We start from the raw sequence: 25,366 nt of genomic DNA on the forward strand, positions 1-25,366 counted from the left end.
GCGCTCAGGCCACGGACCAGTGTAGGGGATGACCGGGGTCGAACAGGGTAACGGTCTGGCCGTGGGCCTCGATCTCCTCGGGCAGGTCCAGCGCTGCCCCTTTCGTGAGGGTGACTGTATCCTCATTGGGTTCCAGCCCGTAATGGGCAGGTCCATGGAGGCTGGTGAAGCCTTCGAGTTTGTCCAGTGCTCCCTCTTCCTCAAACACATGGGCCAGACAGCTCAGCGCGATGGGCGCCGTGAAGCACCCTGCGGCACAACAGGTCGCCTCTTTCGCATGGGTCGGGTGCGGTGCGCTATCTGTGCCAAGGAAGAACTTCGGGTCACCGGACGTCGCCGCCTCTCGCAACGCCTCTTGGTGGGTGGATCGCTTGAGGATCGGCAAGCAGTAGAAATGCGGCCGCATCCCGCCGGCCAACATATCGTTGCGGTTCGCCATCAGGTGTTGGACCGTAATTGTCGCGCCGATGTTCTTGTTTTCACGGACGAAATCTACGGCCTCTTTGGTGGTGACATGTTCCGAGGTGATCTTAAGCTCCGGGTACGCGTTGCGCAGAGGGGCGAGGGTGCGATCAACGAAGGTCGCTTCCCGGTCGAAGATGTCGATCTCCCGGTCGGTGACCTCTCCGTGGATGCAGAGGGGCACGCCCGCCTCTTCCATTGCGGCGAGGACGGGGCGCACGGCCTCAATGTCGCGGACCCCCGACGCGGAATTGGTGGTGGCGCCAGCAGGGTACAGTTTGACGGCTGTGATCACACCAGCCTTGTAGGCGGCGACAACATCCGCTGGGTCAGTGGCTTCCGTGAGGTAAAGCGTCATCAGCGGCTGCGCGAAACCGGCTGTGATCACGCGCTCGCGGTAGGCGGCGGCCTGCGCGCCGGTCACGACGGGCGGGACCAAGTTCGGCATGATGATGGCGCGGGCGAAGTGGTGCGATTGCGGGGCCACGAGGCGCAGCATATCGCCATCGCGTAGATGCAGGTGCCAATCATCGGGGCGGCGGATCGTGAGGGTCTCCATGACATCGGCCCATAGCGCGAACCGCCCCGCGAAGGCCAGAGGCCCCCGTAAATCGGAGGTATGATCCCTGTCGGATCTGGGTATGATCTACGGATGACTGCACTTTTGCAAACTCCATCGACACGCATGCAAAGGGTCCATGGGGCGGCCAGCGTCCGACTGACGCGCGCGGGCCTATCAGATCTGCGCCAACAGGGCAGCGCCAAGGCGCTGTTGCCGCGTACGGATGATCCGGCGCCGGAGGTGGTGTTTCTGAACACCGCGGGGGGCGTGACCGGTGGCGATCGGCTCGACTACACCCTGACCCTCGGGGCAGGAGCTATGGCCACCGGGGCCACACAAACGGCGGAACGCGCCTATCGCGCCACGGGTGAAACGCCTGGCGTTGTGGCGACGACGATCAAAGTGGGGGCGGACGCGCGTCTGGACTGGTTGCCACAGGAGGTGATCGTGTTTGATGGCGCCCATCTGCGCCGCGAAACGGAAATCGACCTTAGTCCTGGTGCAACGGTTCTCTCCGTTGACGCGCTGGTCTTGGGCCGGGTGGCCCACGGAGAAAAGGTGACCTCAGCCCGTGTCGATGATGTGCGGACTGTGCGCCAAGGCGGTCGCCTGATGCACCAGGAACATGTGACGCTGTCCCCCGAGGCGCTTGGGTCGCTGGATGCCTTTGGCGATCATCGGGCCTTTGCCACCGTCGTCTTTATTGGACCGGGCGCCTGCGATGCCCTTGGGCCGTTGCGCGCAGCGCTGCCAACCGACGGGCCGGTGCGCGCCCAGGCCTCCGCTTGGGACGGGCGATTGGTGGCCCGATTTGCCGCATCGACTTTAGCCCCGTTGCGCCGTGCGCTGATCCGCGCCATCCTGCCCCTACGCGGACGGCCTGTGCCCCGTGTTTGGCAGAGCGATGTGTAAAGAGGTCCGTCCATGAATCTGACCCCACGGGAGAAGGACAAGCTGCTGGTCAGCTTGGCCGCCATGGTGGCGCGCAATCGGTTGGAGCGCGGCGTCAAGCTCAACCATCCCGAAGCCATCGCTTTGATCACGGATTTCGTCGTCGAGGGCGCACGCGATGGGCGCAGCGTTGCCGACCTGATGCAGGCTGGCGCCCATGTGGTGCGGGCCGAGCAATGCATGGCTGGAATCCCAGAGATGATCCACGATGTGCAGGTCGAGGCGACATTTCCGGACGGCACCAAGCTTGTCACAGTCCATCATCCCATCCGCGCAACGGAGGATGCGGCATGATCGGGATGACGGTGCCGACTGGTCGCGGTTTGATGGGCGAGGCCGGGGCGATTTGGCGGGATGCGCCTAGTATCTCAAACCAGGCGTCCCGCTTGGCGACTGTTTTGCTCGCGGCCAGTGATGCCGTGATTGCCGCGTTCAGCAAGGGATTTGCGGCCCGAACCGCCCGGTCGGAGGTGCTCCTATGATCCCCGGTGAAGTGATTTGCGCGGCCGGAGAGGTGACGCTGAACGCAGGCGCACCCGTGACCGAGGTCGAGGTGGCGAACACAGGCGACCGGCCGATCCAGGTCGGCAGCCACTATCACTTTGCGGAAACCAATGGCGCCTTGGACTTCGACCGCGCTGCGGCACGGGGACAGAGGCTGGATATCGCGGCTGGCACGGCCGTCCGGTTTGAGCCGGGACAAGTGCGGCGTGTCCGGTTGGTGCCCTTGTCAGGTGACCGGATCGTCCATGGGTTTAACGGTGCCGTCGGCGGGGCTCTCTGAAATGTTGCTACCGCTTTGGACGTCGCAGTTGCGCACGGCGCGCGTGATGATGGATGCGCATACGGTCATCGGCCTTCGCATGTTGGGATTTGCCGGTGTGATCGACAGCGCGCGGGATGAACCGCTGCGCATGGTCATGGAAAAACAGCACGCTTTCGCAGAGGCCGGGGCCGAAGCGACACGGGCGATGTGGCAAGGTCAGTCCGCGCTGCGGGCCTATGATCGCGCTTTGGCGCCCATCGGACGCACGGCCCACAACAATGCCAAGAGGCTGCGCGCGCGGCGCCTGTCCTGAGGTGAGCGATGACCACCCTGGTGTTTCGCCACCGGTTTGAGGCGCCAGCGCGAATGGTCTGGGGCATTTGCACGGATTTCGGGTGTTTGGCGCAGGTTTGCGCCCCTTTGATCCGCTTCGATGATTTGCCTGCTGGTCGGGTGGCCTCGGGCCAGGACCTGACGGTCGGGGTTCGGCTGGTCGGGATTTTGCCGCCCCAACCGTATCGCATGCGGGTGGTGGCATTCGATGACAGTGCCATGACCCTCCAAAGCGAAGAGACGGGCGCGGGTGTGCGCCGCTGGGCCCATGCCATTACCGTGCAGCCCAGGGGCGCGGGGCAGTGCGATGTCACGGATAGGCTCGACATCGACGCTGGTCTACTAACGCCGCTCGTGGCCACCTGGGCACGGATCTTTTTTCGCCATCGCCACCGGGGCCGCCTGCGGCTGGTGGCTGAGGCGCTCCGGTCCGCCTAAGGATTGGGCGCTCTGGCGGCGGAAGCGCTGTCAAGGCTTTGACAATAGGCCTGACAGGGGGTCTGACTGTGCGCACAGATACTCTCGTTTTCGGAGCCGCCCATGCCCGCCACCATCAGCCGCCGCAGCTATGCCGATATGTATGGGCCAACCACGGGCGACCGGGTGCGTCTGGCCGACACAGAGTTGTTCATCGAGGTGGAGCGGGATCACACCACCTACGGCGAAGAGGTGAAATTCGGTGGCGGCAAGGTCATTCGCGACGGGATGGGGCAGTCCCAACGGACGCGGGCCGAGGGGTCCATGGATACCGTCATCACCAACGCGCTGATTGTGGATCATACGGGGATCTACAAGGCAGACGTGGGTTTGCGGGACGGGCGCGTCGCGGGGATCGGGAAGGCCGGAAACCCGGACACCCAGCCCGGCGTGGACATCGTGATCGGACCGGGGACCGAGGCCATCGCCGGTGAGGGGCGGATCCTGACGGCGGGCGGGTTCGACGCCCATATCCACTACATTTGCCCACAGCAGGTGGAGGATGCCTTGCACTCCGGTCTGACGACCATGTTGGGCGGCGGCACCGGTCCCGCCCATGGGACGCTGGCCACGACCTGTACGCCGGGGCCGTGGCATATCGGGCGGATGATGCAGGCGATGGACGCCTTTCCCGTGAACCTCGCGCTGTCTTGTAAGGGCAACGCGTCGCGCCGCGCGCCTTTGGAAGAGATGATCGCCGCTGGTGCCTGTGCCATGAAGCTGCACGAGGATTGGGGCACTACGCCCGAGGCGATCGATACCTGTCTCAGCGTTGCCGACGACATGGACGTGCAGGTCATGATCCATACGGATACGCTGAACGAGAGCGGCTTCGTCGAGAATACGGTCGCGGCCATGAAGGGCCGCACGATCCATGCCTTCCACACCGAAGGGGCCGGCGGTGGCCATGCGCCGGACATCATCAAGGTCTGCGGGCTGGACCATGTGATTCCGTCCAGCACCAACCCAACGCGGCCCTATACGGTGAACACCCTGGAAGAGCATTTGGACATGCTCATGGTGTGCCACCACCTCGATAAGGCGATTCCGGAGGATGTGGCCTTCGCCGAAAGCCGGATCCGGAAGGAGACCATCGCCGCTGAGGATATCCTGCACGACATGGGCGCGTTCTCGATCATCGCGTCGGACAGTCAGGCCATGGGCCGCGTGGGCGAAGTCGTCATTCGAACCTGGCAGACCGCCGATAAAATGAAGCGGCAACGGGGTCGGTTGCCCGATGAGACGGGGGAAAACGACAACCTGCGGGTGCGCCGCTACATTGCCAAGTATACGATCAACCCGGCCATCGCCCATGGCATCGCCCATGAAATCGGGTCTATCGAGGTGGGTAAGCGCGCGGATCTGTGCCTTTGGTCGCCTGCCTTCTTTGGGGTGAAGCCCGAGATGGTGCTGGTCGGCGGAACGATTGCCTGTGCCCAGATGGGGGACCCGAATGCCTCGATTCCCACGCCGCAGCCGGTTTATTCCCGCCCCATGTGGGGGGCCTATGGCCGCTCGGTCGAGCGGGGCGCGGTGATCTTCGCAAGTCAGGCCGGGGTGGATTCGGGCGTCGGCGCATCGCTTGGGTTGGCCAAAGACCTGATCGCGGTGAAAGGGACCCGTGGGATCGGGAAGAAGGACATGGTTCTCAATGATTTGACGCCCGAGGTTGAGGTCGATCCCGAAACCTATGAGGTGCGCGCCAACGGAGAGTTGCTGACCTGCGAACCGGCCTGTGAATTGCCCATGGCGCAACGGTACTTCTTGTTTTGAGCGATGATGCGCCGGTGGTTGGGACTCCGTCGCGGCCGCATCCGAAGTATGTGCGCGTTGCGCGGGATTATCTGCGCGCGGCGCAATTGGTTGACGCCGAATACAAGCATGGTGACATTCGGTTTCAGATGCCGAGCTTGGCGCTCCTGTGCCACGGGACGGAATTGGCGTTGAAGTCGATGCTGATCGCAAATCCTGGTGCCGCAAAGAAGGCGGGACACAAGTTGCATGAAGCATTCGACATGCTGTCTGGGCAGCCGGCAGCGGATCACGTCTTTGCCGAAGCGGAAAACGCCATGCGTGACCTTCTCGCGCAAAAAACGCGGACATACGTCGTAGAGTCAGACAGTGGCGAGGCCGCGGATATCTCAGATAGTGGCGAGGACCTACAAATCGTAGCGCGGGATTGTTCCCAGTCGTTTGAGGTTTCCGACCTTCTCGCCTTTTGGGGACGCCGTCACGCTACAGATGGCGGTATGTTTCGATACCCTGGCTGGGAAAGGGATCGTCGGTACATGGCTTGGACGGCGGACGGCTTGATAGATGCCGGAGCACTCGCGCTAGGCGCCTGGGCGACCGCCCTGGTGGCAGCGCTGGAGAAACGCCTGCGCGCGCCCGAGACATCCGAGCAATCGTGAGCCTTGGTCACACCTGTGACGGTGACGCACCATTGCCAGCCGGGGGCCGCATCATAGCGATGGGCGGCAAGGGCGGCGGGTCCGCGAAGCTGAGAAGATGGGCACGCAGGCGCGATGCCTCGGCCTGGAGGATGTCGATCTGGGCCGTCACATCACCAAGTCGGTCGAGCGTGTCCGGCGCAGAGAGGGGAAGGGGGGCAGAACTGGTCATTCCCCTTCCTACCCCAGAAGGCGTAAACCAATGGTTAACAGAGCGGGAGCCTTACCATGACAACACTCGCGACGCCTGTTGAGGCTCTGCTGGACCATGTCCATGGGCCGTCGGAGGTGATCCGGCTGGACTATGATGGCCGTCTCCTGCGTCGCAAACGGCTGGTGACGGAGGGCGGTCGGCCCGTCATGTTGGACTTGGCCGAGTTGACGGATCTGAGCCATTACAAGGGGTTGCGCCTGTCCGACGGAACAGAGGTCGCGCTGGAAGCTGCGCCGGAGCCTGTCCTGATCGTGCGCGGCGACTTGCCGCGACTGGCCTGGCACATCGGCAACCGTCACACGCCTTGTCAGATGGCGGACGACCACCTGATAATCCGGGACGATCACGTGTTGCGCGGGATGTTAGAGGGGCTCGGCGCCCAAGTCACCGAGGGGCAACAGCCGTTCCATCCCGAGGGCGGAGCCTATGGTCACGGCCGCACGATGGGACATGCGCACGACCATGACCACTGACCTTCTGCGGCTGACGCAATGGCTGTCACCGGCCTTTCCGGTATCGGGCTATGCCTATTCCCATGGGCTAGAGGCCGCCATGGCGGAGGGTCGCGTTAAGGATGCCGAGACCTGCCGCACCTGGGTGGCAGCTGTTTTGGAGCACGGCAGTGGGGCCTTGGACGCTTGGGTGATCCGGGCGGTGATGGGCGGGGCAGAGGCCGCCGATATGGCCGATTTGATCCGAGCGCGCGCCGGTTGTGCCGAACGTTGGGAAGAAACACGCGCCATGGGGGCGGCGTTTTGTGAGGTCACCACCGGGATGGGTGAGCCGCCCTTGGCGGACTTGCCCTTGCCCGTGGCGCTGGGGGTGCGAGCACGGGGCATGGACGCGGGCCTTGTGGTGAGCCTCTACCTGCAGGCCTTTGCGGGGCAGTTGGTCTCTGCCGCGACCCGTTTCCTACCCCTTGGCCAGACAGAGGCCCAGCGGGTGACGCGCGCCTTGCACCCGGTGATCGCCAAGGTGGCCGCAGCAGACTGCGCGGACCCACCGGGCAACGCCGCACTGCTGGCCGAACTGGACGCCATGGCCCATGAAACCCTGCAACCAAGGATCTTTCGCACATGAGCACCTATGAGACCGGCAAGGCGCTGTCCGAACAGGTTAACCCGGGCATGGAGGACGCGCTGCGGGCGCGCTACGGCCACCTTGTCCCGACCCTGGCCGAGGGCGTGGTGGACTGGGCCTATGGTCGCCACTACGCCGATGAAACGCTGCCCCTGCGGGAGCGCTATATCGCGACCATTGCCGCGCTGACGGCCCAGGGGACGATCCCGCAGTTGAAGGTGAACATCGGCGGCGCGCGCAAGGCGGGTCTTTCCCGAGAGGAGATCGCAGCGGTGATCTGGCAGATGGCGCTCTATGGGGGGATGCCAGCGGCGATCAATGGGTTGAACGCGGCCCTAGAGGTCTTTGCGGCAGAGGATGCGGCGTGATCCTGGCTGCGGTCATCTGGACGGTGGTTCTGGCGGATGTGGCGGCGCTCCACCTGCTGTGGGCTGCGCGGATCTGGGTGCCCGTGCGCGACGAGACTGGTCTGGCCCGGGCCGTCGTTGGCCGCCGGGGCATCACGCAGATGCCGGGGCCAGTCGCCTGTGGCGCCGTCGCCTTGGCCCTGCTCATTGCCGCGACCTTGCCGTGGTGGAGCGTCTTCGGTTGGCGGGCGTCGGCGCTCTTTGCGGCGGCCGTTGTATTCGGGGTCCGCGGGCTGGCGATCTTTATCCCGGCCTGGCGCGACATGACCCCGGAGCAGCCCTTTCGCCGGTTGGACGCGGCGGCCTATGGTCCGATGTGTCTGGCGCTGGGTGCGCTAGGGATGACGCTGGCTGCGGCCGCGTAAACGGGAGGAGAGCGAGATGAGCCCCAACGGACCCCTGCGCGTGGGCATCGGCGGACCGGTCGGCGCAGGTAAGACGACGCTGACGGAACGTTTGGCCCGTGCTTTGGCCAAGGATCACTCCATCGCCGTCATCACCAACGACATCTACACGCGCGAGGATGCGGAGTTCTTGCTACGCGCCCAGGCTCTGCCGGCGGATCGGATTAAGGGCGTCGAAACGGGCGGCTGCCCCCACACGGCGATTCGAGAAGATGCCTCGATCAACCTGGCGGCCATCGCCGACCTGCGCGCGACCCACGACGACCTGGAGGTGGTTCTGATCGAAAGCGGGGGCGACAACCTCGCAGCGACCTTTTCGCCGGAATTGGCCGACCTGACCATCTATGTGATCGACACGGCAGCCGGTCAGGACATTCCGCGCAAACGGGGCCCCGGGGTGACGCGCTCGGACCTGCTGGTTTTGAACAAGACCGACTTGGCGCCCCATGTTGGCGTCGATCTGGAGATGGCGCGCGCCGATCTGGACCGGGCGCGGGGCGCGCGGCCTTACGTCATGGCGGCCCTGAGGCATGGCACCGGCGTTCCGGAGATCGTGGATTTCCTGAGGGTCGAAGGCGGCCTGGCGGTGCCCGCGACTTAATTTCGGACCGTCCTGACCCCTCCTGACAGAATGCTGTCAGGAGGGCTGTGCGATCAGGTCGTCAGTCGCCCCACAGCGGGCGCAGGACACCGAAAGGACAGATCATGAAAGATGTCGCCATGCCCGAATATGCCGCCTCCGCCCGCCCCGCCAATGCCCTGGTCTGGGCCGAGATCCCAGTCAGCGATCTGACCAAGGGCAGTGCCTTTTATGGCGCTGTTCTGGGCTACGATCTGACGCCGGAGCAGATGGGACCAAATATGACCGCCGTTCTGCCCACGGCGGACGGGCAGGGGGCTTCGGGCCATTTGTATGAGGGCAAACCCAGCGGTGACGGGCGCGGCCCGACGGTCAGCCTGGCGGTGTTGGATCCCTTGGAGGACGTGATGTCCCGCGTTTGGCAGGCTGGTGGTAAGGTGCTGGGGGAGGTCATCACGATCCCCTTCGGATCTTTCTTCTATGCCGAAGACCCGGACGGAAATTCCCTGAGCTTCTTCCGGTACTGAGCTGATGCGCCGCGCCGACCGCCTCTTTCGTCTGGTGCAGCTGATGCGCGGCGGCAAGCTGTGGACGGCGGCGCGGCTGGCCGAAGCGATGGAGGTGTCCGAGCGCACCGTCTACCGCGATGTGGCCGATCTGATGGCCTCGGGCGTGCCCATCGAGGGCGCGGCCGGGGTCGGGTATATGATGCGGGACGGCTATGACTTGCCGCCCCTGATGTTCACGGAGCAGGAGGTCGCGGCCCTGGCGTTGGGCGCGAGGATGGTGGTCGCTTGGGGCGGGCCGCAGATGGCGGCGGGCGCGCGGGAGGCTCTGTCGAAGATCGAGGCGGTGCTGCCCGACCCAGAGGTCGTCAGCGCCGCCCTCGCCCGTGTGGTTGCGCCGCCGGTTGGCATGTCCCGCGAGGACCGCGACCGCCTAGATGTCCTGGACCGGCAGGTCCGAGACGGCCTTGTGACGACGCTGGATTATGTCGATGCCTCGGGCGCCTCCACCCTGCGTGTGGTGCATCCGCTGGGGCTGTGGTTCTGGGGACGGCGATGGACGCTGGTGGCCTGGTGCGAGCTGCGGCAGGATTTTCGGATGTTCCGGCTGGACCGCATGGTCTCGGTTCTGCCCTCGGAGCAGCCGTTCCCGCGCCGCCCGGATCGGACGCTAAAGGCCTGTGTGGCGGCGATGGAGGCGAAAGAGGGCGCGTCCTTCCCGCCGGAGATGATTTCCTAGATCAGGCTTTGTCTTCGGCTGCCTGTTGAGGTGCCTCACGCTGTCAGTGCCGTCGCGAGCGGATGGACGCTTTGAAAGGTGTGATAACTATCTGTAGAAAAACGCTTTTGCGCAAGGACGGTCCCGCGTCCACCGCTACAGACGGTGCGGGTCGAAGTCGTTAACACAGCTTAACAATGTGTTAACCAAGGAAACGCTTTGACCAAAACACGTCTGACCGCCGCTACCCTGATCGCCTTGACCCTTCCTATGTAGGCTTGGGCTGCAGATGTCCCGACCGTCCCGTCCGCAACATCCGCTGAGGTCGCCCATGGGGGCGGGTGCCGCAAATCTTCCCCAGCCGGACAGTGTTGTCACGGTGGGTCACAGCCCGTCCACTGCCACTGAGCGGGAGGGCCAAAGCTCCCACCTAACGCCCTGTTGTGGGGCGTGGGACCCCGGCGTATCGCCGGGGTGGGGTCACCAGTTGGGGACGTTACGCGGACTTCGTAAACAGGCGCTCAAAGTTCGCCTCGGTCGCCGCAGCGAACGCGGCGTAGTCCAGACCAAAGACCTCCGCCCCTTTGCGCGCCGTGTGCGACACGAACGCAGGTTCATTGCGTTTCCCACGATAGGGCGGCGGCGCCAGATAGGGCGCGTCGGTCTCCACCAGGATTCGGTCAAGGGGCGCGGCGGCAAAGATCTCTCGCACCTCGGTGCTTCGGGGGAAGGCCGCAATTCCCGACATGGACAAATAGAAGCCCAAGTCGAGCGCCGCACGGGCCAGGTCCGGACCGCTGCTGAAACAATGCATGACGCAGGTGTAAGGCCTCGCGCGATGTTCTTCGGTCAGGATGCGCGCCATATCGGCGTCCGCATCGCGGCTGTGGATGATCAGCGGCAGGCCCGTTTGGCGGCAGGCTTCGATATGGATGCGCAGGCTTTCCTGCTGAATATCCTTGCTGTCGGCCGTGTAATGGTAGTCCAGACCCGTCTCCCCGATCCCGACCATCTTGGGATGTTGGGCCAGTTCAACGAGGTCTTCGACCGTGGCCAGAGGCTCCTCTGCGGCGGACATGGGGTGGGTGCCAGCGGCCCAGTAGATCGGATCATGGGCCTCTGCGATGGCGCGGACCTGCGGTGCTTGGCGCAATTTGGTACAAATGGTCACCATCCGATGGACACCCGCCCCGGCGGCGCGGGCCACCATTTCGGGTAGCTCCCCGTCGAATTGCGGGAAATCCAGGTGGCAGTGGCTGTCGGTGATAAGCGGTTCCATGGCGGGCCTATTGCGGATGTCAGGGGGCTGGCAGACCAACGGACCGAGGCCGCATTTGGCCATCGAGGCGGACCAAAAGCCATCGGACAGGGGCAGATCCAGCCGGGTTGCGGCAGGCCTTAAGCTGCGCCTGCGGACAGGGCAAGCCCGCCTCAGACCTTGCGCGCCTGCGCGTCGATGCGGGCCAGCGCATCCCAGACAATGGCGGCGGGGTCGACGTTCACTGCCCTGGCGTGGGCCGCGCGGTCGCCCACGTCCTGGGCCAATTGCGCCCAGCCTCGGGCCGCCTGATCGTGGGGCGACAACCGGCTCAGCAGCTCTGCCTCGGCCTCGGTCGCCCCCGCCGGAGCGCCGAGTAGTCCCGCTCGCGCCGCCTGGTGTAGCAAGCGCTCGATACCATCCATGGTCTGTTGCAGGCGGTCCGCGCCCGCCTTGCCGGCGCAGGCATCGGCCAAGGCCCGCGCGGCCCCACGATCCATTTGGGGCCGCGCGAAGAGCGACAACAGCTTGCCATAGACCTCAGCCCCCCCGTCCGCCAGGGCCAGCGCGGCGCCGACAGAGCCCTGGGCCAGGCGCAGGTGATCCCCCTCTGCTGCGCCGCCTGCCTGGACGACCGCTTGGACCAAAGCCTCGCCCGAGAGCGGCGCAAGGGGCAGCATGCGACACCGGGACCGGATCGTCGGCAACAAGCGCGCAGGCTGATGGGAGATCAGCAGCAGCGTGCTGCGCGCCGGTGGCTCCTCCAACAGTTTGAGGATCGCATTGGCTGCATTGGGATTCAGCGCATCGACATCATCCACGATGACCACGCGCCGCCCGTCCGATGACATGCCAAAAAACGGACCCAGGCGCCGCACTTCGTCAATGGTGATTTGGGTGGCCAAACGCTTGGTCTTGTCGTTCCAGGGCCGTCGCAGCAGCATCAGACCGGGCGCGGAGAGCGCCTCGATCAAGGGCAATTGTCCGTGCCCCGGTGGCGCGTCCAGCGTCGTGGCGACGGTCGGTGGATCCGTCAGCAGAAAGCGCGCGATCCGCCAGGCCAGTGTCGCCTTACCGACGCCGCGTGGCCCGGTCAGCAGCCAGCCATGGTGCAACCGTCCGCCGTTCCATGCGTCGATGAACGCCCGCTCCGCGGCCTGTTGCCCGAACAGATGGGGCGTGTGGCGCGGATGCGGAGCCTCGCCCGCGCGGTCCGGTTCCGGACGCTCCTCGCTCATGGCAGGTGAGCGCGCACACGGGCGGCCACGACGTCTGGTTCGGCGGCCCCGTCAATGACGCGGATCCGGTCGGGGTAATCCTTGGCCAGGCCAAGGTATCCAGACCGGACGAGCCGTTGGAACTCCAAGCCTAACTGCTCAAAACGGTCCTCGTCGTGGTCGCGGGCCAGCCCCCGCCGCAGCGCCTGATCCGGGTCCATGTCGATGACGAAGGTCAGGTCCGGCTCCCGCCCAATGACCAAGTCCTGGAGGGCATCGACCACATGCCGCTCCCCCCCGCGCGTGGCTTGATAGACCCGCGTGCTGTCGGTCCAACGGTCCGACACCACCCAGTCGCCACGGGCCAGGGCGGGCAACAGGCGCCGCTCCAAATTATCGCGCCGCGCCGCATTGTATAGCAGCAGTTCCGTGACGGGTGACCACCGCCCAGGGTCTCCTTCGACCAGAAGGCTGCGAATGGCCTCCGCGCCCGCGCTGCCGCCCGGCTCCCGACTGCGCAGCACGGTCTGACCCGTGGCCACAAGGTGATCTGCCAAGAGGCGCGCCTGGGTGGACTTGCCGCAGCCGTCGATGCCTTCGAAGGAAATGAACATGGGCCTCGCTTATCAGGGGGCCGCCCCACCGAAAACCCTGCATCGCCACGGCAGCGCCCGCGACGCACAGCGCCCAAGAGGCCATCGCTCACGTCCCCGCTTCGATGTTCCCCAAATATGCAAACGCACCCGCAACCCTCAGTGCGAAGCTCGCAAGCACAAGGACCAGCCCCTCAGCCTCGCTTACTGAAACCGCTCCAGCGCCGTCCCAAGGACCGTTTCGGCCACTTCAGCGCCCGCGATTTGGATCCGGCGCCACGGGCCCGCCACGGGCACATCTGCGCCAGCGATCAGTGGGACCTCGACGGGATCCAGCCCCGGATGGCTGAGCGTGAGGGTTCCGACACGGTCTCCGGCGGTGACCGGGGCGCGCAAGGGCCCTTCGTAGGAGATGTCGCCCTGGATCATCTCTCGCCCAGTGATGGGCAGCAGCACGGTGACCGAGTTGCCCGGAACCAGCGGGACGGTGGACACATCGCCCATGAAGACCTGCGCCTCCATGATGACCTCGTCCGGATCGGACAGCAGGGTTTCCTCAGCAAACTGCCGGAACGCCCAATTCACGATGCGCTCGCTCTCTTCGGCGCGGGCGGCCTCGGTCTCCAGGCCAGAGACCACGAAGCTGACGCGGCGGTCGCCTTGGGCGGCGCTGCCCACCAAGCCATAGCCCGCCTCCTGTGTGTGACCTGTCTTCAGACCATCGGCACCGATGCCCAGGCGCAACAAGGGGTTCCGGTTGAACCTGTTGGAGGGGGAGCGACCATCGAAGGCGAACTCCCGCTCGGCGAAGTAGGGGTAATACTGCGGAAACTCCGTCACGAGCCGTTCCGCCAGGATCGCCAGATCCATCATCGACATCACGTGCCCGGGTTCTGGCCAGCCGTTGGAGTTGCGGAAGACGCTGTTCACCATCCCCAGGTCGCGCGCGCGGTCCGTCATCATGGCGGCGAACCCGTCTTCGGTACCGTCGGGGCTCAGCGCTTCGGCCAAGACCGTGGTCGCATCGTTCCCCGACAGGACGACAACGCCACGGATCAGGTCCTCGACCGTCACGCGGTCCCGAGGATCCAGGAACATCGTGGAGCCGCCGTAGGCCGCCGCCTCAGCGGACACGGGCAACACCGTATCCAGGCTTAAGCGACCATCCTCCAGCGCTTCGAACGCCATGTTCAGGGTCATGAGCTTGGACATGGAGGCGGGTGGCAGGGGCACGTCGGCATTCTTGGCGAGCAGCACCTGACCGGTGTTGTGGTCGACAACGACTGCGGATCCGGCGCGGGTCTGGAACTCCTGCGCCCAAAGCGGGGCACAGGTTAACAGCAGGGTCGCAACGGCTGTGCGGAGCATGGCTTGGGTTCTCCGTCTCACTGGAAACACGAAGCCATGATATAAGGCCTCAGCCAGAGACTGCATAGGCGTCGGTGAAGCCCAATGACTTGGCTTTGCGAAGAACCGCCGCACGGTCGCTGGCCGTTGTCGCGGGGCCAACCACCACACGCCAATAGGTTCGGCCCCGGCTCTGTTGCTCAATCACGCGGGGCAGAACGCCTGCGTTGGACAGGGACGTGGCGGTATTGCGTGCGTTTTGCTCCACCGAGAAGATACCGATTTGAACATAGGCTCGGTCGATGCCGCCCGAGGGCAGGGGCGCCGAGCTTGCGCGCGGCTGGGCGGGGGTATCCAGCGAGGTCGCGGCGACGGAGGCCGGTGCAGCCGAAGTGGCGATGGGCGCGCTAGCGTCCGCGTCCAGAGTTGCGGCGGCGGGCAGGGGCTCTGGCTCCGCTGGGCGGCGCTTGCCGAAGAGACGTTGAAAGAACCCAGGCTTTTGACGGCCTTGATCGGAGGTCTCGGCGGGCTCTGGGGTGGCAACCGCAGCGCTTTCTGTGGGCGCCGGAGCGGTGTCGTCGTCCTCCAACCCATCGACGGCGGCGATGGCCGCCGCAAGGGTGTCGGTCGGTGCAGGGTCGGCGACCGCTTCTGGGGTCGGTGCCTCGACAGCTGGATCTGGGACAGCGGCTTGGATGATCTGGTCTTCGGCGACGCCGCTGGGGGCATCCGCCACGGCCTCGGGTGCGGTGACCTGTGGTGCGGCGGTGGGGTCGGGCACTTCTTCGCGCCGCAGGGCAACGACGTCGATTGTGGTGGGCGCACCGGCGATGATGCCAAGGGCTGCGGCGGCATCCGAAGACAGCTGCAGCGACGGCCCAGGATTTGACCGTTCACGCTTGAACAGGGCGCCGATCACGAATTTGCCGTTGGATTCGTTCCGAATGATGACCCGTTCAGGGTCTTTCACGCCAGGCGCGGCAACCCAGACGCCACCCAGTGACGGCCTGCCGTCCCACAGCGCGCGGTCATTGGCCTGAAACACCTCGGGCGCTTCGATGTCGCGTTCGATCAATTGGACGCTGCTGCTGCTCACGGAACTGGCCCGCGTCGCATCGCCGCCCCCGCCGGTGGTCGCCTGACACCCGGCTAGGACGGCCACAGCCGCAACGGTTCCGAGAAAACGAACGGTGACTTTGGGGGCACCAACCCACTGATTTGCCTGTCGCACTGTCCTGCGCCCCGTGCTCTGCTCTGCCGTGGTGGCCCGTTGATCGCGCCTACCACCTTGAGACATAGCGCATTTCCGGCGATCTGTGAACCCTTTGGCCCAGACACCCGGATCCTAGGTCTGCGTATCTTGCGGAATGGCCTCAAAAATGCGGCCCATCTTTGTCTTCACCTTAAAGAACCCGGCGGTGGCATAGGGCCAAGCGGCGGCGTCCCAGGCCCGCACGGGGCGCACGACCGGGCTGGGCAGACGCGGTGCAAGGCGATCCAGCTGTTCGCGCGCGGGGCCGACGGGCGTATAGGGCACGACGATCTGTTCCAAGCCAGCGTCCTCGGCCCAAGCGAGGATATCCTCCGGATCTGCGGTAACTGGACCGGTCTCGCATCGCTCCGCGCAGCGGGCCAGCGCATCCTGTGCCAGGTCGCTGGTAAATTGCGTCACGTGCGACGAGACGGCCAAAGGCGACCGCCCGTCCGGCGCGATTAGAACCGCCGCCGTCGCAGGTCGCAGCCCCCGAGACCACAGGAAATTCGGATGAAGGTCGTCCTCCGTCATCAGCAGACCCGTGCGCAGGGCTGGGTCCCAGGTCGCGTCCTCGGGAACCGGCGCGGGTGACGGATGCTCTGGCCCCTCCAAGGGCGTCACCTGATCTTCGCGCGCCAACTGATGGCCGAGCGTCTCCGCGTCCCACCGCCCGTCGGTATATTTCGCGATGTTCGAGGCACGCGCCCGATATACCTTGCCCCGGGTATGCAGCCCCGCCACCCACCGCCAGGACAGCGTGTTTGAGGCAGGATCGCCGTCCAAAAGATGCCGCAGAAAGAAGTCGGCCCCCAACTGCCAGGGCAGCCGTAGCGTGTGCATCCAGATCGAGGCGAACCACATCCGGGCGTGATTGTGCAGGTAGCCCGTCTCGACCAGTTGCTTGGCCCAATGGTCAAAGGGAGCGATGCCCGTCCGACCTTCGCAGGCATCTTCCCAAGCGGACCGCAAGCCGCCTTCGGTCGCCAGCCGGTCCTGGGCGCGGGTCAGGCCTTGGCGGTAGTCCAGCCAGATCGACGGGCGCCGCTCCAACCAGCTTTTGAAGTAGGTGCGCCAGAGGACCTCTTGCAGAAATTTCTCGGCTGTGGAGGGCGCGTACTTGTCCAGTACTGCCCCGGCCACCTCTGCTTCGGTCAAGGCGCGATGGCGGATATAGGGCGACAGGACACTGACATGGGGGTGTCCCGGCAGATCGTGATTGCGCCCATTGGCATAGGCGCGGCCAGCCCCGGGCAGAAACGCATGGAGCCGGTCCAAGGCGGCGGCCCGTGTTGCGGGCAAGCGGACAGGCTGATCAATGGCGGGCAGGGGGAGTTCGGTCTCTAACATAGGGCGGCAGTTAGGCCAGCCGGGTTATCCGTCCAGGTCCCTTGCCCGGGGGCGACCCTGCACCGCAGGGCTTGGAATTGCTCTTCGTTACGAGCGTGTCGCGGCACCACCCGCTTTTGGCGCGGGACTGGCAAAGGATCGCTTTGCCGACATTGGGCGCAAGTTATCTGGCGCGAGCGGCGACTGAGGGGTGCGAAAGGAGAGGAGGCAAGTATGAAGCTGTTGCGGGCCCGTCCCTACGATCATGTGCCCTGGTGATCGGTACGACCGCAGGTCGACGCCAATCTCCGCCGCGATGAGGTCAGCACTGCTTTACCTACCGTCCCGTAGCGCCTTGAACTGCTGGATGTGGTCGATGTTGACGAAATCTAGCCCGAGGTCGATCGCCTGCTGGAACAACACTGGGTCGTCTCTGTCTGTCCAGAGCTGGGTGCAGATGCCGCGCTCTTTGCATTCGGCGACCTCCTCCGCGTTGAGGGTTTCAGCAAAGAATTCCACGATAGCCGCGCCATGTCGCGTCGCCAGATCATCAATGCTGTCGCCGCTGGCCCGGTGAACCATCTGGGCAACATCCGGCGCGTGGCGTGCCATATCCTGGCGCATCTGCGGATCGAACGAACAGGTCATGCAGCGATCTGCGAGGCCCAGGCGGTCGACAACAGCTGCGATGGCGGCGCAATCGGCCTGTTTGACCTCAAGGTAGAACCCGCCCGCGACGCCTGACAACTCCGCCAAGAACGGCTCCAACCGAGGCAGGGTGGTGCCCGCAAAGGCCGGATCGAACCAGGACCCCGCATCCAATTGGTCGATGTCCGTAGAGACCATATCGGTCAAGGGGCCGGTGCCATTGGTCGTTCGGTCTACGGTTTCATCGTGCAAGACATAGAGCACGCCGTCGCGCGACTGCCGAATGTCCAACTCGATCCAGTCGCCGCCCATGGCAATGGCGCGGTGGCCGCTGACAATCGTGTTTTCCGGGGCTTCGAGGCAGGTGCCGCGATGGCAGATGATCCTGGGTGTTTGGGGCATGGCTGGATCCTCTGGGGCAGATGGCCAGCCGGTCGCGTAGCCACAGGCCAGCCCCCAATCCGCGCAACCCGGTCGGTTTCCGGCCGGGCCACGGGGTGTTTGTCAGCCGGGGCTTACCCCGCCGTGGCAGGCTCTTTCTGATCGTCGGAGTGGATCAGCAGGGGCTTCACCTCGCGGCGCACGGCCTCTTCGTTGACGACAACTTCGTCCACGGTTTCCATCCCAGGCAGTTCGAACATCGTGTCCAAAAGAATGTCTTCCATGATCGACCGCAGGCCCCGCGCACCGGTCTTCCGCTCAATGGCGCGTTTGGCGATGGCTTGCAGGGCGTCGTCGGTGAAGGTCAGCTTCACGTTCTCCAACTCGAACAAGCGCTGGTATTGCTTGACCAGGGCATTCTTCGGCTCCGTCAGGATGACCACGAGCGCATCCTGGTCCAGATCGGTCAGCGTCGCGATGACCGGCAGACGACCAACGAATTCGGGGATAAGCCCGAACTTCAGCAGGTCCTCTGGCTCCAACTCTTTGAACGCCTCGCCCACGGTCTTCTCCTCGGGCGCCTTCACGTCCGCACCGAAGCCCATGGACGATCCCTTGCCGCGTTGGGCGATGATCTTGTCGAGACCGGCAAAGGCGCCGCCACAAACGAACAGGATGTTCGTCGTGTCCACTTGCAGGAATTCCTGCTGCGGGTGCTTGCGCCCCCCCTGCGGCGGCACGGAGGCCACGGTGCCTTCCATGATCTTGAGCAGGGCTTGCTGCACGCCCTCGCCCGAGACGTCGCGGGTGATGGACGGATTGTCCGACTTGCGGGTGATCTTGTCGACTTCGTCGATATAGACGATGCCGCGCTGCGCCCGCTCCACGTTATATTCCGACGCCTGCAGCAGCTTGAGGATGATGTTTTCCACATCTTCGCCCACATACCCCGCCTCGGTCAGCGTGGTCGCATCGGCCATCGTAAACGGCACGTCCAAAATCCGCGCCAGCGTCTGGGCCAGCAACGTCTTCCCGCAGCCCGTCGGGCCGATCAGCATGATGTTGGATTTGGCCAGTTCGATGTCCGACTTCCCGGCGTGGTCCAAACGCTTGTAATGGTTGTGGACGGCGACCGACAAAACCCGTTTCGCGTGTTCCTGACCAATCACGTAATCGTCCAGAACTTCGCAAATTTCGCGCGGGGTTGGCGTCCCGTCAGAGGTCTTGAGCCCCGCCGCCTTGGTCTCTTCGCGAATGATGTCCATGCACAACTCGACGCATTCGTCGCAGATGAACACGGTCGGTCCCGCAATCAGTTTGCGGACCTCATGCTGAGATTTACCGCAGAAACTGCAATAGAGGGTGTTCTTGCCATCCCCAGAATTGTTATTGTTGGCCATGGTTTAAGCCTCCTCGATGGCGTGCCGAGCCGCTCGCGCCCGGACTGCGGGGGTGCCCCGTCCCCGCCCTAAAAATCCGTCATTTCAGGCACCCTAGAAACTTCGCCCCCGGGCCACAATGGCAAAAACCCGAACATATGGACGCGTGTGTCTCGGTTGCGCAGGGCGATGAAAAAGGGGGCTTGCGCAGCGCGCTAAGCCCCCCGGTGCCTAGGCTGTCGGCGCAGTTAGTCCGCTGCTTTGTCCTCGCCACCCGTGTCCGGGCCGCCACGGCTTTCGACGATCTCGTCGATATGGCCCCAATCCTTGGCCTCTTGCGGGGTCATCCAGGTGTCGCGGTCCAGCGCCTTTTGCACCGTCTCGCGATCTTGGCCCGCATGCTTTTCATAGAGGCGATAGAGACGTTCACGGGTCTGTTCGATGTGCCGCGCGCTGATCAGGATGTCCGAGGCCATGCCCTGGGACCCGCCCGAGGGTTGGTGAACCATGATCTCGGAATGGGGCAGGGCGTAGCGCATCCCCTTTTCCCCGCCGATCGCGATCACCGACCCCATGGAGGCCGCCATCCCGCAGATCAGCGTGGAGACCGCCGGACGGATGTACTGCATCGTGTCGTAGATCGACAGGCCAGAGGTCACCACACCCCCGGGCGAGTTGATATACATGCTGATTTCCTTGGACGGATTCTCCGCCTCCAAATGCAGCAATTGGGCCACGATCAATTGCGACATGCCGTCATGGACGGGACCGTTCACAAAGATAATGCGCTCCTTCAGCAGGCGGCTGAAGATGTCATAGGCCCGTTCGCCCCGGCTGGTCTGTTCGACCACCATGGGCACGAGGTTGTTCTGGAAGTGTTCGACTGGATCGCGCATCTGCTTGTGCCCCTTCGTGTGCCCGGTCGCGCCTGTCGCGGCGGGCCCTGTCGGCGAAACCTATGGCGACCGTCTGGGGGCTTCAAGCGAATGCGCATAGTTTGCCGGAAGTTGACGCGCCGGGATCAATCAGTTGACCGACCCTCGTGAGATTGGGATAGGCTTAAGCCCATGGGATATGACGCGATTTTGACCGCGCTCGCGGATCCGACGCGGCGCGCGATCCTGGACAGGTTGCGACAGGGGGCGAGGCCGGTCGGCCAGATCGCGGCCCCGCTGGCCGTGACGCGCCCGGCTGTGTCGCAGCACCTCAAGGTGCTGGTGCAGGCCGGTCTGGTCACCATGACACCCGATGGTCGGCGAAATCTCTATGGCTTGGCCCCGGGTGGGGCGGCGCCCCTGGTTCGCTGGCTGGGCGCCCTATCGGCGGTCGAGGTCGCGACACCCACGGGGGGATTGCATCGCTCCCTCGCCGTGCGGATCACGCCGTCCGAGGCTTGGCAGCTGTTCTGCGATGATCTGACCCTATGGTGGCCCGTTTCGACCATATCCCAATCCGCCCTGGCTGAGGGCGCCTTGCCCCAAGCGGTCGAGTTAGAGGCCCGCAAGGGTGGCCTCTGGCGTGAAACCCTCTTTGATGGCAGCAGCGCGCCCTGGGCCACCGTGGTGGAGGCCATTCCGGCAGAACGCCTGGTTTTGGAGTGGTCCCTGCTGGCGCCAGCCCCGGTGACGGTCACCTTCGCGGCGGAACCGGATGGGACACGCATCACCTTGAACCACGCCTCCGATGCGCCAGAGGCGGCAGACTTATGGGATCTTGTGTTGATGGAACGGTATGCCGCCGCCGCAGCCTCCAGCCTCTCAAACTTCTAAGGGCAAGGACGCGGTCTTAGCGAACCCACAGATTCTCGCGCTTCAAACGGTTTCGGATCGCCTGTTCTTTCCGGGGAAGGTTCGCTCGGTCGAACAAGGCCCGGGCCTTCGCGCCCTTCGGCTGATATATGAACCGCTTGAAGGGTTCATGGTCCTTCAACACGCGCTTGATCCGGTTTGGCGCCGCCGCCGCCTCAACGGCTTCAATCACGTGATCGGGCGCCGTAGCGTACATAAGAGGCATGAACCGGTAATGAAAACTGTGGGTTCCGTCAAAGACCCCATCCGCGATGCCACCCTTGTCGCCTGGACGCCCACCGCCCAATTCCTGGATGGCCAGCGGTAAGGCGGCCTGGTCGAGCCACGGGTCGAGCGTCTGCACGGCGATCTCGCTCGGGGGATCGTCGCGGATCATCAGGGCCGCGTCCAGGAAGGCGCGATGGAACCGATGCGCGTCGGCCCCGAAAAACCATCCGGCGTTGAAGTACAAATACCGACGCCAGTGTTCATCCGGCCAAGCCAGATCGAGCGTGTCTTCCAGGCGATTGCCGCGCCGCCGATGCAGGGCGCCCCAGATTTCAGTATATCCAGGGCCATAGAGTTCGATTGTAGGCCAGGTGTTCTCTCGCTTCATACTGGCCGAGGGCCGCGTCACATCGATGTCCAACGTCGCCAAGTCGCCTGTGATCACAGTATCGGTGTCGAAGAAAACGAAGGGCTCTGCGGGTGCGGCGGCGAGGGCTTCGATCTTGTTCCCCTGGGGATAGGAGCTGCCGAAGTGATTGGTCTCGAACGGCAGGATCTCTGCCCCAAGGTCGCGGAGCAGGTCCAATTGCGGCCCCTCGGGCAAGCGTGGGTCGTCTGACCAGCGTGGTCCGGGCTGTGGTTCTGCCACCAGCAGGCGCCCAGACCAAAGGGGCGCATGATGCCTGAGCGTCGCAGCAAAAAGGACCGCCTCATGCAGCAGGCGTCCGCGTTGCGCGACGATCAGGATATTGGCGTCCATGGTGACTAGTCAGCCTCCAGTTCCGCCAAACTGTCCAGGGCCGATTGCAAGACCGCAGCCTCGCCTTCCCGGGCGGCGAGGTTTGCGCGGGACTCTTCGACAACCTCGGGCGGGGCGGAGGAGACGAACTTTGGATTGTTCACCTTGCCCTGGAGACCTTTGATTTCCTTGGCAAGCTTCCCCAAAGACTTCTCCAGCCTCGCGCGCTCCGCCGTCACATCGATGACGTCGCCCAGGGGCAGGGCGAAGCGCCCGCCACCGGCTGCGACCGCGATGGAGCCTTTGGGCGCTGTGCCCTCGCTCAGGCCATCCAGGCGGGCGAGGCTGCAGATCATATCCTTATTTGTCTCAAAGGCTTGTGCAGCGGTCTTTGACCATTCGACGGCCACCACAGGAATACGCGCCGACGCGGGAACATTCATCTGTGCGCGGGCCGAGCGGATGGCCTCGATAAAGCCGATCACCCAGCGGATTTCCTCTTCCGACTTGGGATCAACGATCTGCGATGTAACGGTCTCTGGCCAATCGCCCCAAACGAGCTTGCCCTTGTGCCCCGTCACCTGCCAAAGCTCTTCGGTGATGAAGGGCATGAAGGGGTGCAGCAGGGTCATGCATTGAGTCAGGACCCACCCCATGACCACTTGGGTTTCCCGTTTCGCGTCGGCGTCTTGGCCTTGCAGGACGGGCTTCGAAAGCTCCACGTACCAGTCACAGACGACGTTCCAGACGAACTTATAGAGCGCGCCCGAGGCGTCATCGAACCGATAGGCGGTCAGGGCGGCGTCGACCTCTTCGCGCACGCGGGCGGTCTCTCCGATGATCCAGCGGTTGACCGTGGCTTGGACATCCTGCGGGAGCGCGCCGGGCGGTGTCGCATCGAAGGGCACCTCGTACATTTCGGCAAACCGAACGGCGTTCCAAAGCTTGGTCCCGAAATTGCGATAGCCCGCGATGCGCTGCGTCGACAGCTTCAGGTCACGCCCCATGGCGGCCATGGAGGCAAGGGTGAAGCGCACCGCATCGGCCCCATACTCGTCGATCAGGTCGAGGGGGTCGAGCACGTTGCCCAGCGACTTCGACATCTTCTTGCCCTTCTCGTCACGGACGAGGGCATGGACGTAGACGTCTTTGAAAGGAATCCGCGCTTCAAGGGGCAGGTCTTTGGGCAGAACGGAGGTCTGCATCATCATCATCCGCGCGACCCAGAAGAACAGGATGTCGAAGCCGGTGACCAGGACGGAGGTGGGGAAGTACTTTTCGAGTTCCTCAGTTTGCTCGGGCCAGCCGAGCGTGCCCAGCGGCCAGAGGCCGGAGGAGAACCAGGTGTCGAGGACGTCGGGGTCTTGGAAAATGGGAACTGGCTGTATGCGACCGGGTTCGTCCTCGTTCCCAAAGTAGTAGATATTGAGCGCTCGGTTAAAGTCGTCCTGATCGGTAACAAGCGTAATTGGGTACGGACTATAGTGCGCTTCAGCGGCAGCTATCGCTTCCTGTTGCGTCGCAGCGCAAATGTGATCCAACTCTGCCGCGCGCACTCTTCCATCCTTATCATCGATGGGTTCATGCACGATCCCAATGTTCGTGATCTTTCCCGCATTTCTCCCAGTGACTTTTGGCCCATACCAAACCGGGATCCGGTGCCCCCACCAAAGCTGCCGCGAAATACACCAGGGTTCGATATTCCGCAGCCAGTGGAAATAGACCTTCTTGTCGGCCTCGGGCAGAATCCGAACGGTGCCATCTTCGACAGCGGAAATCGCCTCACCCACGATCTGGTCCGTATCAACAAACCATTGGTCGGTCAGCATCGGCTCGATCACGACCTTGGAGCGGTCTCCGAAGGGCTGCATGATCGGTTTCGCCTCCACCAAGGGGACAGGCGCGGGCGCTTCGGCAGCCGTGTCCCCGCCCCGGACTTGCTCCGGGGCCCCGCCATCCGAGGTGCTGTCCTTGGATTTCTTCTTTTTGGACGGCGCGGCTCCCAAACGCGGATCATCCGCGGTGGTCATGACCGCCAGACCCTCGGCGGTGATCTCCGCGACGACCTGTTTGCGGGCCTCGAACCGGTCCAAGCCGCGCAGGTGGTCGGGGACGAGGTTGATCGCGTCGGTCTCGGCCTCGGTCAGGCTCCGCGCGCCTTTAGCCACCTCCATGGCCGTGGCGCTGGCTTCGGCGTACGGCGCGCCATCCGCACGGAGCGCGCCCTTGGTGTCAAGTAGGCGGTAGAGCGGGATGCCACCACGCTTGGCGACTTCATAGTCGTTGAAGTCATGGGCGCCGGTGATCTTGACGGCGCCAGAGCCAAACGTCGGATCGGGGTATTCGTCGGTGATGATCGGGATCTGGCGCCGCTGGTCCTTGGGTCCCACGGGGATTTCACAGAGCATCCCGACGATGGGCGCATATCGTTCGTCCGAGGGGTGAACGGCGACCGCGCCGTCGCCCAACATTGTCTCGGGCCGGGTCGTCGCGATGGAGATATAGTCCCGCGTCTCGCGCAGGGTGACGTTTCCGTCCTCGTCCTTTTCGACGTATTCATAGGTCGCGCCACCGGCCAGCGGATAATTGAAGTGCCACATGTGACCCGGCGTCTCGATGTTCTCGACCTCCAAATCCGATATCGCCGTCTCGAAATGGGGGTCCCAGTTCACCAGCCGCTTGCCGCGATAGATCAACCCGGCTTCGTACATCTCGACGAAGACCTTGATGACGGCATCGTGGAAGTTCTGCTGCGTCGGCTCGGGGTCGCCGGGCGCGCCGCCCATGGTGAAGGCCTCGCGCGACCAATCGCAGGAGGCGCCGAGGCGTTGCAACTGGCCGATGATATTGCCGCGGGACTTGGATTTCTGCTGCCAGACAAGATCGAGGAATTCGTCGCGGGACATGTCGGTGCGGCGGCGGTTGGTCTTGGCCAGCTCGCGCTCAACGACCATCTGCGTCGCGATGCCTGCGTGGTCGGTGCCCGGCTGCCAGAGGGTGTCAAAACCGCGCATCCGGTGCCAGCGGGTCAGGATGTCTTGCAGGGTGTTGTTGAAGGCGTGGCCCATGTGCAGGCTGCCGGTCACGTTGGGCGGCGGGATTACGATGGAGAAGGTCTCGGGGCGGGATTTGTTCGCGCCCGCCTTGAAGTAGCCGCCCTCGATCCATTCGGCGCTGATCCGGGCCTCGGCCTCGGCTGCGTTGAAGGTCTTGTCCATTGCCATCGTCGGTCTCCGGTGTCCTGCGGGCCAGCACGTACCGCGACGGGCGCCAAAGGGAAAGCCCGTGGGGCCCTTTG

29 protein-coding genes are annotated in these 25,366 nt (G+C 64.3%); 16 read left to right on the forward strand and 13 right to left on the reverse strand.

Annotation, left to right across the window (positions count from 1 at the left end; translation table 11 throughout):
- Positions 1 to 4 precede the first annotated feature (4 nt).
- The gene (pyrC, locus tag K5R33_RS11490) at positions 5 to 1,021 is read right to left on the reverse strand and encodes a dihydroorotase (protein ID WP_220749191.1); all 1,017 of its coding nucleotides are present in this window, start codon (positions 1,019 to 1,021) and stop codon (positions 5 to 7) included.
- Positions 1,022 to 1,114: 93 nt separating this feature from the next.
- Here pyrC and K5R33_RS11495 point away from each other — a divergent pair, with 93 nt between their 5' ends.
- The 8 genes from K5R33_RS11495 to K5R33_RS11530 all read left to right on the forward strand — a co-directional run bounded on the left by K5R33_RS11495 (position 1,115) and on the right by K5R33_RS11530 (position 5,962).
- Positions 1,115 to 1,936 carry an urease accessory protein UreD gene (locus K5R33_RS11495; RefSeq protein ID WP_220749192.1) on the forward strand — a complete coding sequence of 274 codons (822 nt, stop codon included), beginning with the start codon at positions 1,115 to 1,117 and terminating at the stop codon, positions 1,934 to 1,936.
- Positions 1,937 to 1,948: 12 nt separating this feature from the next.
- Complete coding sequence (locus K5R33_RS11500) at positions 1,949 to 2,269, forward strand: urease subunit gamma (protein WP_220749193.1); 321 nt, start codon at positions 1,949 to 1,951, stop codon at positions 2,267 to 2,269.
- Complete coding sequence (locus K5R33_RS11505) at positions 2,266 to 2,457, forward strand: hypothetical protein (RefSeq protein WP_220749194.1); 192 nt, start codon at positions 2,266 to 2,268, stop codon at positions 2,455 to 2,457. Before K5R33_RS11500 ends, K5R33_RS11505 begins: the two co-directional genes overlap by 4 nt.
- A complete protein-coding gene (locus tag K5R33_RS11510) occupies positions 2,454 to 2,759 on the forward strand; it encodes an urease subunit beta (protein ID WP_220749195.1) in 306 nt (101 codons plus the stop codon). Before K5R33_RS11505 ends, K5R33_RS11510 begins: the two co-directional genes overlap by 4 nt.
- 1 nt (position 2,760) lies before the next feature.
- Positions 2,761 to 3,054: a hypothetical protein gene (locus K5R33_RS11515; protein ID WP_220749196.1), complete on the forward strand. Its 294-nt coding sequence runs from the start codon at positions 2,761 to 2,763 to the stop codon at positions 3,052 to 3,054.
- A gap of 8 nt (positions 3,055 to 3,062) precedes the next feature.
- Positions 3,063 to 3,512 (forward strand): Rv1443c family protein, encoded by a 450-nt coding sequence (locus K5R33_RS11520; protein WP_220749197.1) that lies wholly within the window; start codon positions 3,063 to 3,065, stop codon positions 3,510 to 3,512.
- Between the two features lie 102 nt (positions 3,513 to 3,614).
- Complete coding sequence (ureC, locus tag K5R33_RS11525; RefSeq protein WP_220749198.1) at positions 3,615 to 5,324, forward strand: urease subunit alpha; 1,710 nt, start codon at positions 3,615 to 3,617, stop codon at positions 5,322 to 5,324.
- A 14-nt stretch (positions 5,325 to 5,338) separates the two neighbouring features.
- Positions 5,339 to 5,962 carry a hypothetical protein gene (locus K5R33_RS11530; protein ID WP_220749199.1) on the forward strand — a complete coding sequence of 208 codons (624 nt, stop codon included), beginning with the start codon at positions 5,339 to 5,341 and terminating at the stop codon, positions 5,960 to 5,962.
- A 7-nt stretch (positions 5,963 to 5,969) separates the two neighbouring features.
- Here K5R33_RS11530 and K5R33_RS11535 read toward each other — a convergent pair whose 3' ends face one another.
- On the reverse strand, positions 5,970 to 6,173 hold the full coding sequence (locus K5R33_RS11535; protein WP_220749200.1) for a hypothetical protein: 204 nt from the start codon (positions 6,171 to 6,173) through the stop codon (positions 5,970 to 5,972).
- A 56-nt stretch (positions 6,174 to 6,229) separates the two neighbouring features.
- On the opposite strand from K5R33_RS11535, the gene K5R33_RS11540 reads away from it, so the two are divergent.
- From K5R33_RS11540 to K5R33_RS11570, 7 genes are all read left to right on the forward strand, one after another.
- Complete coding sequence (locus tag K5R33_RS11540; RefSeq protein ID WP_220749201.1) at positions 6,230 to 6,688, forward strand: urease accessory protein UreE; 459 nt, start codon at positions 6,230 to 6,232, stop codon at positions 6,686 to 6,688.
- Positions 6,678 to 7,295 carry an urease accessory protein UreF gene (locus K5R33_RS11545; protein ID WP_255576348.1) on the forward strand — a complete coding sequence of 206 codons (618 nt, stop codon included), beginning with the start codon at positions 6,678 to 6,680 and terminating at the stop codon, positions 7,293 to 7,295. The genes K5R33_RS11540 and K5R33_RS11545 overlap by 11 nt, the downstream gene beginning before the upstream one ends.
- Positions 7,292 to 7,663, forward strand: a complete 372-nt coding sequence (locus K5R33_RS11550) for a carboxymuconolactone decarboxylase family protein (protein WP_220749203.1) — start codon at positions 7,292 to 7,294, stop codon at positions 7,661 to 7,663. Before K5R33_RS11545 ends, K5R33_RS11550 begins: the two co-directional genes overlap by 4 nt.
- Positions 7,660 to 8,067, forward strand: coding sequence for a DUF3995 domain-containing protein (locus K5R33_RS11555; RefSeq protein WP_220749204.1), 408 nt, complete (start codon positions 7,660 to 7,662; stop codon positions 8,065 to 8,067). Before K5R33_RS11550 ends, K5R33_RS11555 begins: the two co-directional genes overlap by 4 nt.
- 16 nt (positions 8,068 to 8,083) lie before the next feature.
- Positions 8,084 to 8,707, forward strand: coding sequence for an urease accessory protein UreG (ureG, locus tag K5R33_RS11560; RefSeq protein WP_220749205.1), 624 nt, complete (start codon positions 8,084 to 8,086; stop codon positions 8,705 to 8,707).
- A 104-nt stretch (positions 8,708 to 8,811) separates the two neighbouring features.
- Positions 8,812 to 9,213, forward strand: a complete 402-nt coding sequence (locus K5R33_RS11565; RefSeq protein WP_255576349.1) for a VOC family protein — start codon at positions 8,812 to 8,814, stop codon at positions 9,211 to 9,213.
- Between the two features lie 4 nt (positions 9,214 to 9,217).
- Positions 9,218 to 9,931, forward strand: a complete 714-nt coding sequence (locus tag K5R33_RS11570) for a helix-turn-helix transcriptional regulator (RefSeq protein WP_220749206.1) — start codon at positions 9,218 to 9,220, stop codon at positions 9,929 to 9,931.
- A gap of 475 nt (positions 9,932 to 10,406) precedes the next feature.
- Here the strand turns inward: K5R33_RS11570 and K5R33_RS11575 are convergent, their stop codons facing one another.
- The 9 genes from K5R33_RS11575 to K5R33_RS11615 form a co-directional block, all read right to left on the reverse strand.
- On the reverse strand, positions 10,407 to 11,189 hold the full coding sequence (locus K5R33_RS11575) for a TatD family hydrolase (protein ID WP_220749207.1): 783 nt from the start codon (positions 11,187 to 11,189) through the stop codon (positions 10,407 to 10,409).
- Positions 11,190 to 11,341: 152 nt separating this feature from the next.
- On the reverse strand, positions 11,342 to 12,406 hold the full coding sequence (locus K5R33_RS11580) for a DNA polymerase III subunit delta' (RefSeq protein WP_220749208.1): 1,065 nt from the start codon (positions 12,404 to 12,406) through the stop codon (positions 11,342 to 11,344).
- On the reverse strand, positions 12,403 to 12,999 hold the full coding sequence (gene tmk / locus K5R33_RS11585; protein ID WP_220749209.1) for a dTMP kinase: 597 nt from the start codon (positions 12,997 to 12,999) through the stop codon (positions 12,403 to 12,405). Before tmk ends, K5R33_RS11580 begins: the two co-directional genes overlap by 4 nt.
- A 183-nt stretch (positions 13,000 to 13,182) precedes the next feature.
- Positions 13,183 to 14,346: a D-alanyl-D-alanine carboxypeptidase family protein gene (locus K5R33_RS11590; RefSeq protein WP_220749210.1), complete on the reverse strand. Its 1,164-nt coding sequence runs from the start codon at positions 14,344 to 14,346 to the stop codon at positions 13,183 to 13,185.
- A 49-nt stretch (positions 14,347 to 14,395) separates the two neighbouring features.
- Positions 14,396 to 15,622 carry an SPOR domain-containing protein gene (locus tag K5R33_RS11595; RefSeq protein ID WP_220749211.1) on the reverse strand — a complete coding sequence of 409 codons (1,227 nt, stop codon included), beginning with the start codon at positions 15,620 to 15,622 and terminating at the stop codon, positions 14,396 to 14,398.
- 48 nt (positions 15,623 to 15,670) lie between these two features.
- Positions 15,671 to 16,927: an FAD-binding domain-containing protein gene (locus K5R33_RS11600; protein WP_220749212.1), complete on the reverse strand. Its 1,257-nt coding sequence runs from the start codon at positions 16,925 to 16,927 to the stop codon at positions 15,671 to 15,673.
- A gap of 312 nt (positions 16,928 to 17,239) precedes the next feature.
- Complete coding sequence (locus K5R33_RS11605) at positions 17,240 to 17,956, reverse strand: glycerophosphodiester phosphodiesterase (protein WP_220749213.1); 717 nt, start codon at positions 17,954 to 17,956, stop codon at positions 17,240 to 17,242.
- A gap of 113 nt (positions 17,957 to 18,069) precedes the next feature.
- Positions 18,070 to 19,335, reverse strand: a complete 1,266-nt coding sequence (gene clpX, locus K5R33_RS11610; RefSeq protein ID WP_220749214.1) for an ATP-dependent Clp protease ATP-binding subunit ClpX — start codon at positions 19,333 to 19,335, stop codon at positions 18,070 to 18,072.
- 227 nt (positions 19,336 to 19,562) lie between these two features.
- The gene (locus K5R33_RS11615; protein WP_220749215.1) at positions 19,563 to 20,210 is read right to left on the reverse strand and encodes an ATP-dependent Clp protease proteolytic subunit; all 648 of its coding nucleotides are present in this window, start codon (positions 20,208 to 20,210) and stop codon (positions 19,563 to 19,565) included.
- A gap of 171 nt (positions 20,211 to 20,381) precedes the next feature.
- Between K5R33_RS11615 and K5R33_RS11620 the strand changes: the two genes are divergently transcribed.
- Positions 20,382 to 21,083, forward strand: a complete 702-nt coding sequence (locus tag K5R33_RS11620) for an ArsR/SmtB family transcription factor (protein WP_220749216.1) — start codon at positions 20,382 to 20,384, stop codon at positions 21,081 to 21,083.
- Positions 21,084 to 21,099: 16 nt separating this feature from the next.
- On the opposite strand, the gene K5R33_RS11625 is transcribed toward K5R33_RS11620, so the two are convergent.
- A complete protein-coding gene (locus tag K5R33_RS11625; protein ID WP_220749217.1) occupies positions 21,100 to 22,089 on the reverse strand; it encodes a GT-B fold glycosyltransferase domain-containing protein in 990 nt (329 codons plus the stop codon).
- A gap of 5 nt (positions 22,090 to 22,094) precedes the next feature.
- On the reverse strand, positions 22,095 to 25,292 hold the full coding sequence (locus tag K5R33_RS11630) for a valine--tRNA ligase (protein WP_220749218.1): 3,198 nt from the start codon (positions 25,290 to 25,292) through the stop codon (positions 22,095 to 22,097).
- Positions 25,293 to 25,366: the final 74 nt, after the last annotated feature.

The sequence above is a fragment of the Jannaschia pagri genome (assembly GCF_019655435.1).
Classification (GTDB): domain Bacteria; phylum Pseudomonadota; class Alphaproteobacteria; order Rhodobacterales; family Rhodobacteraceae; genus Jannaschia; species Jannaschia pagri.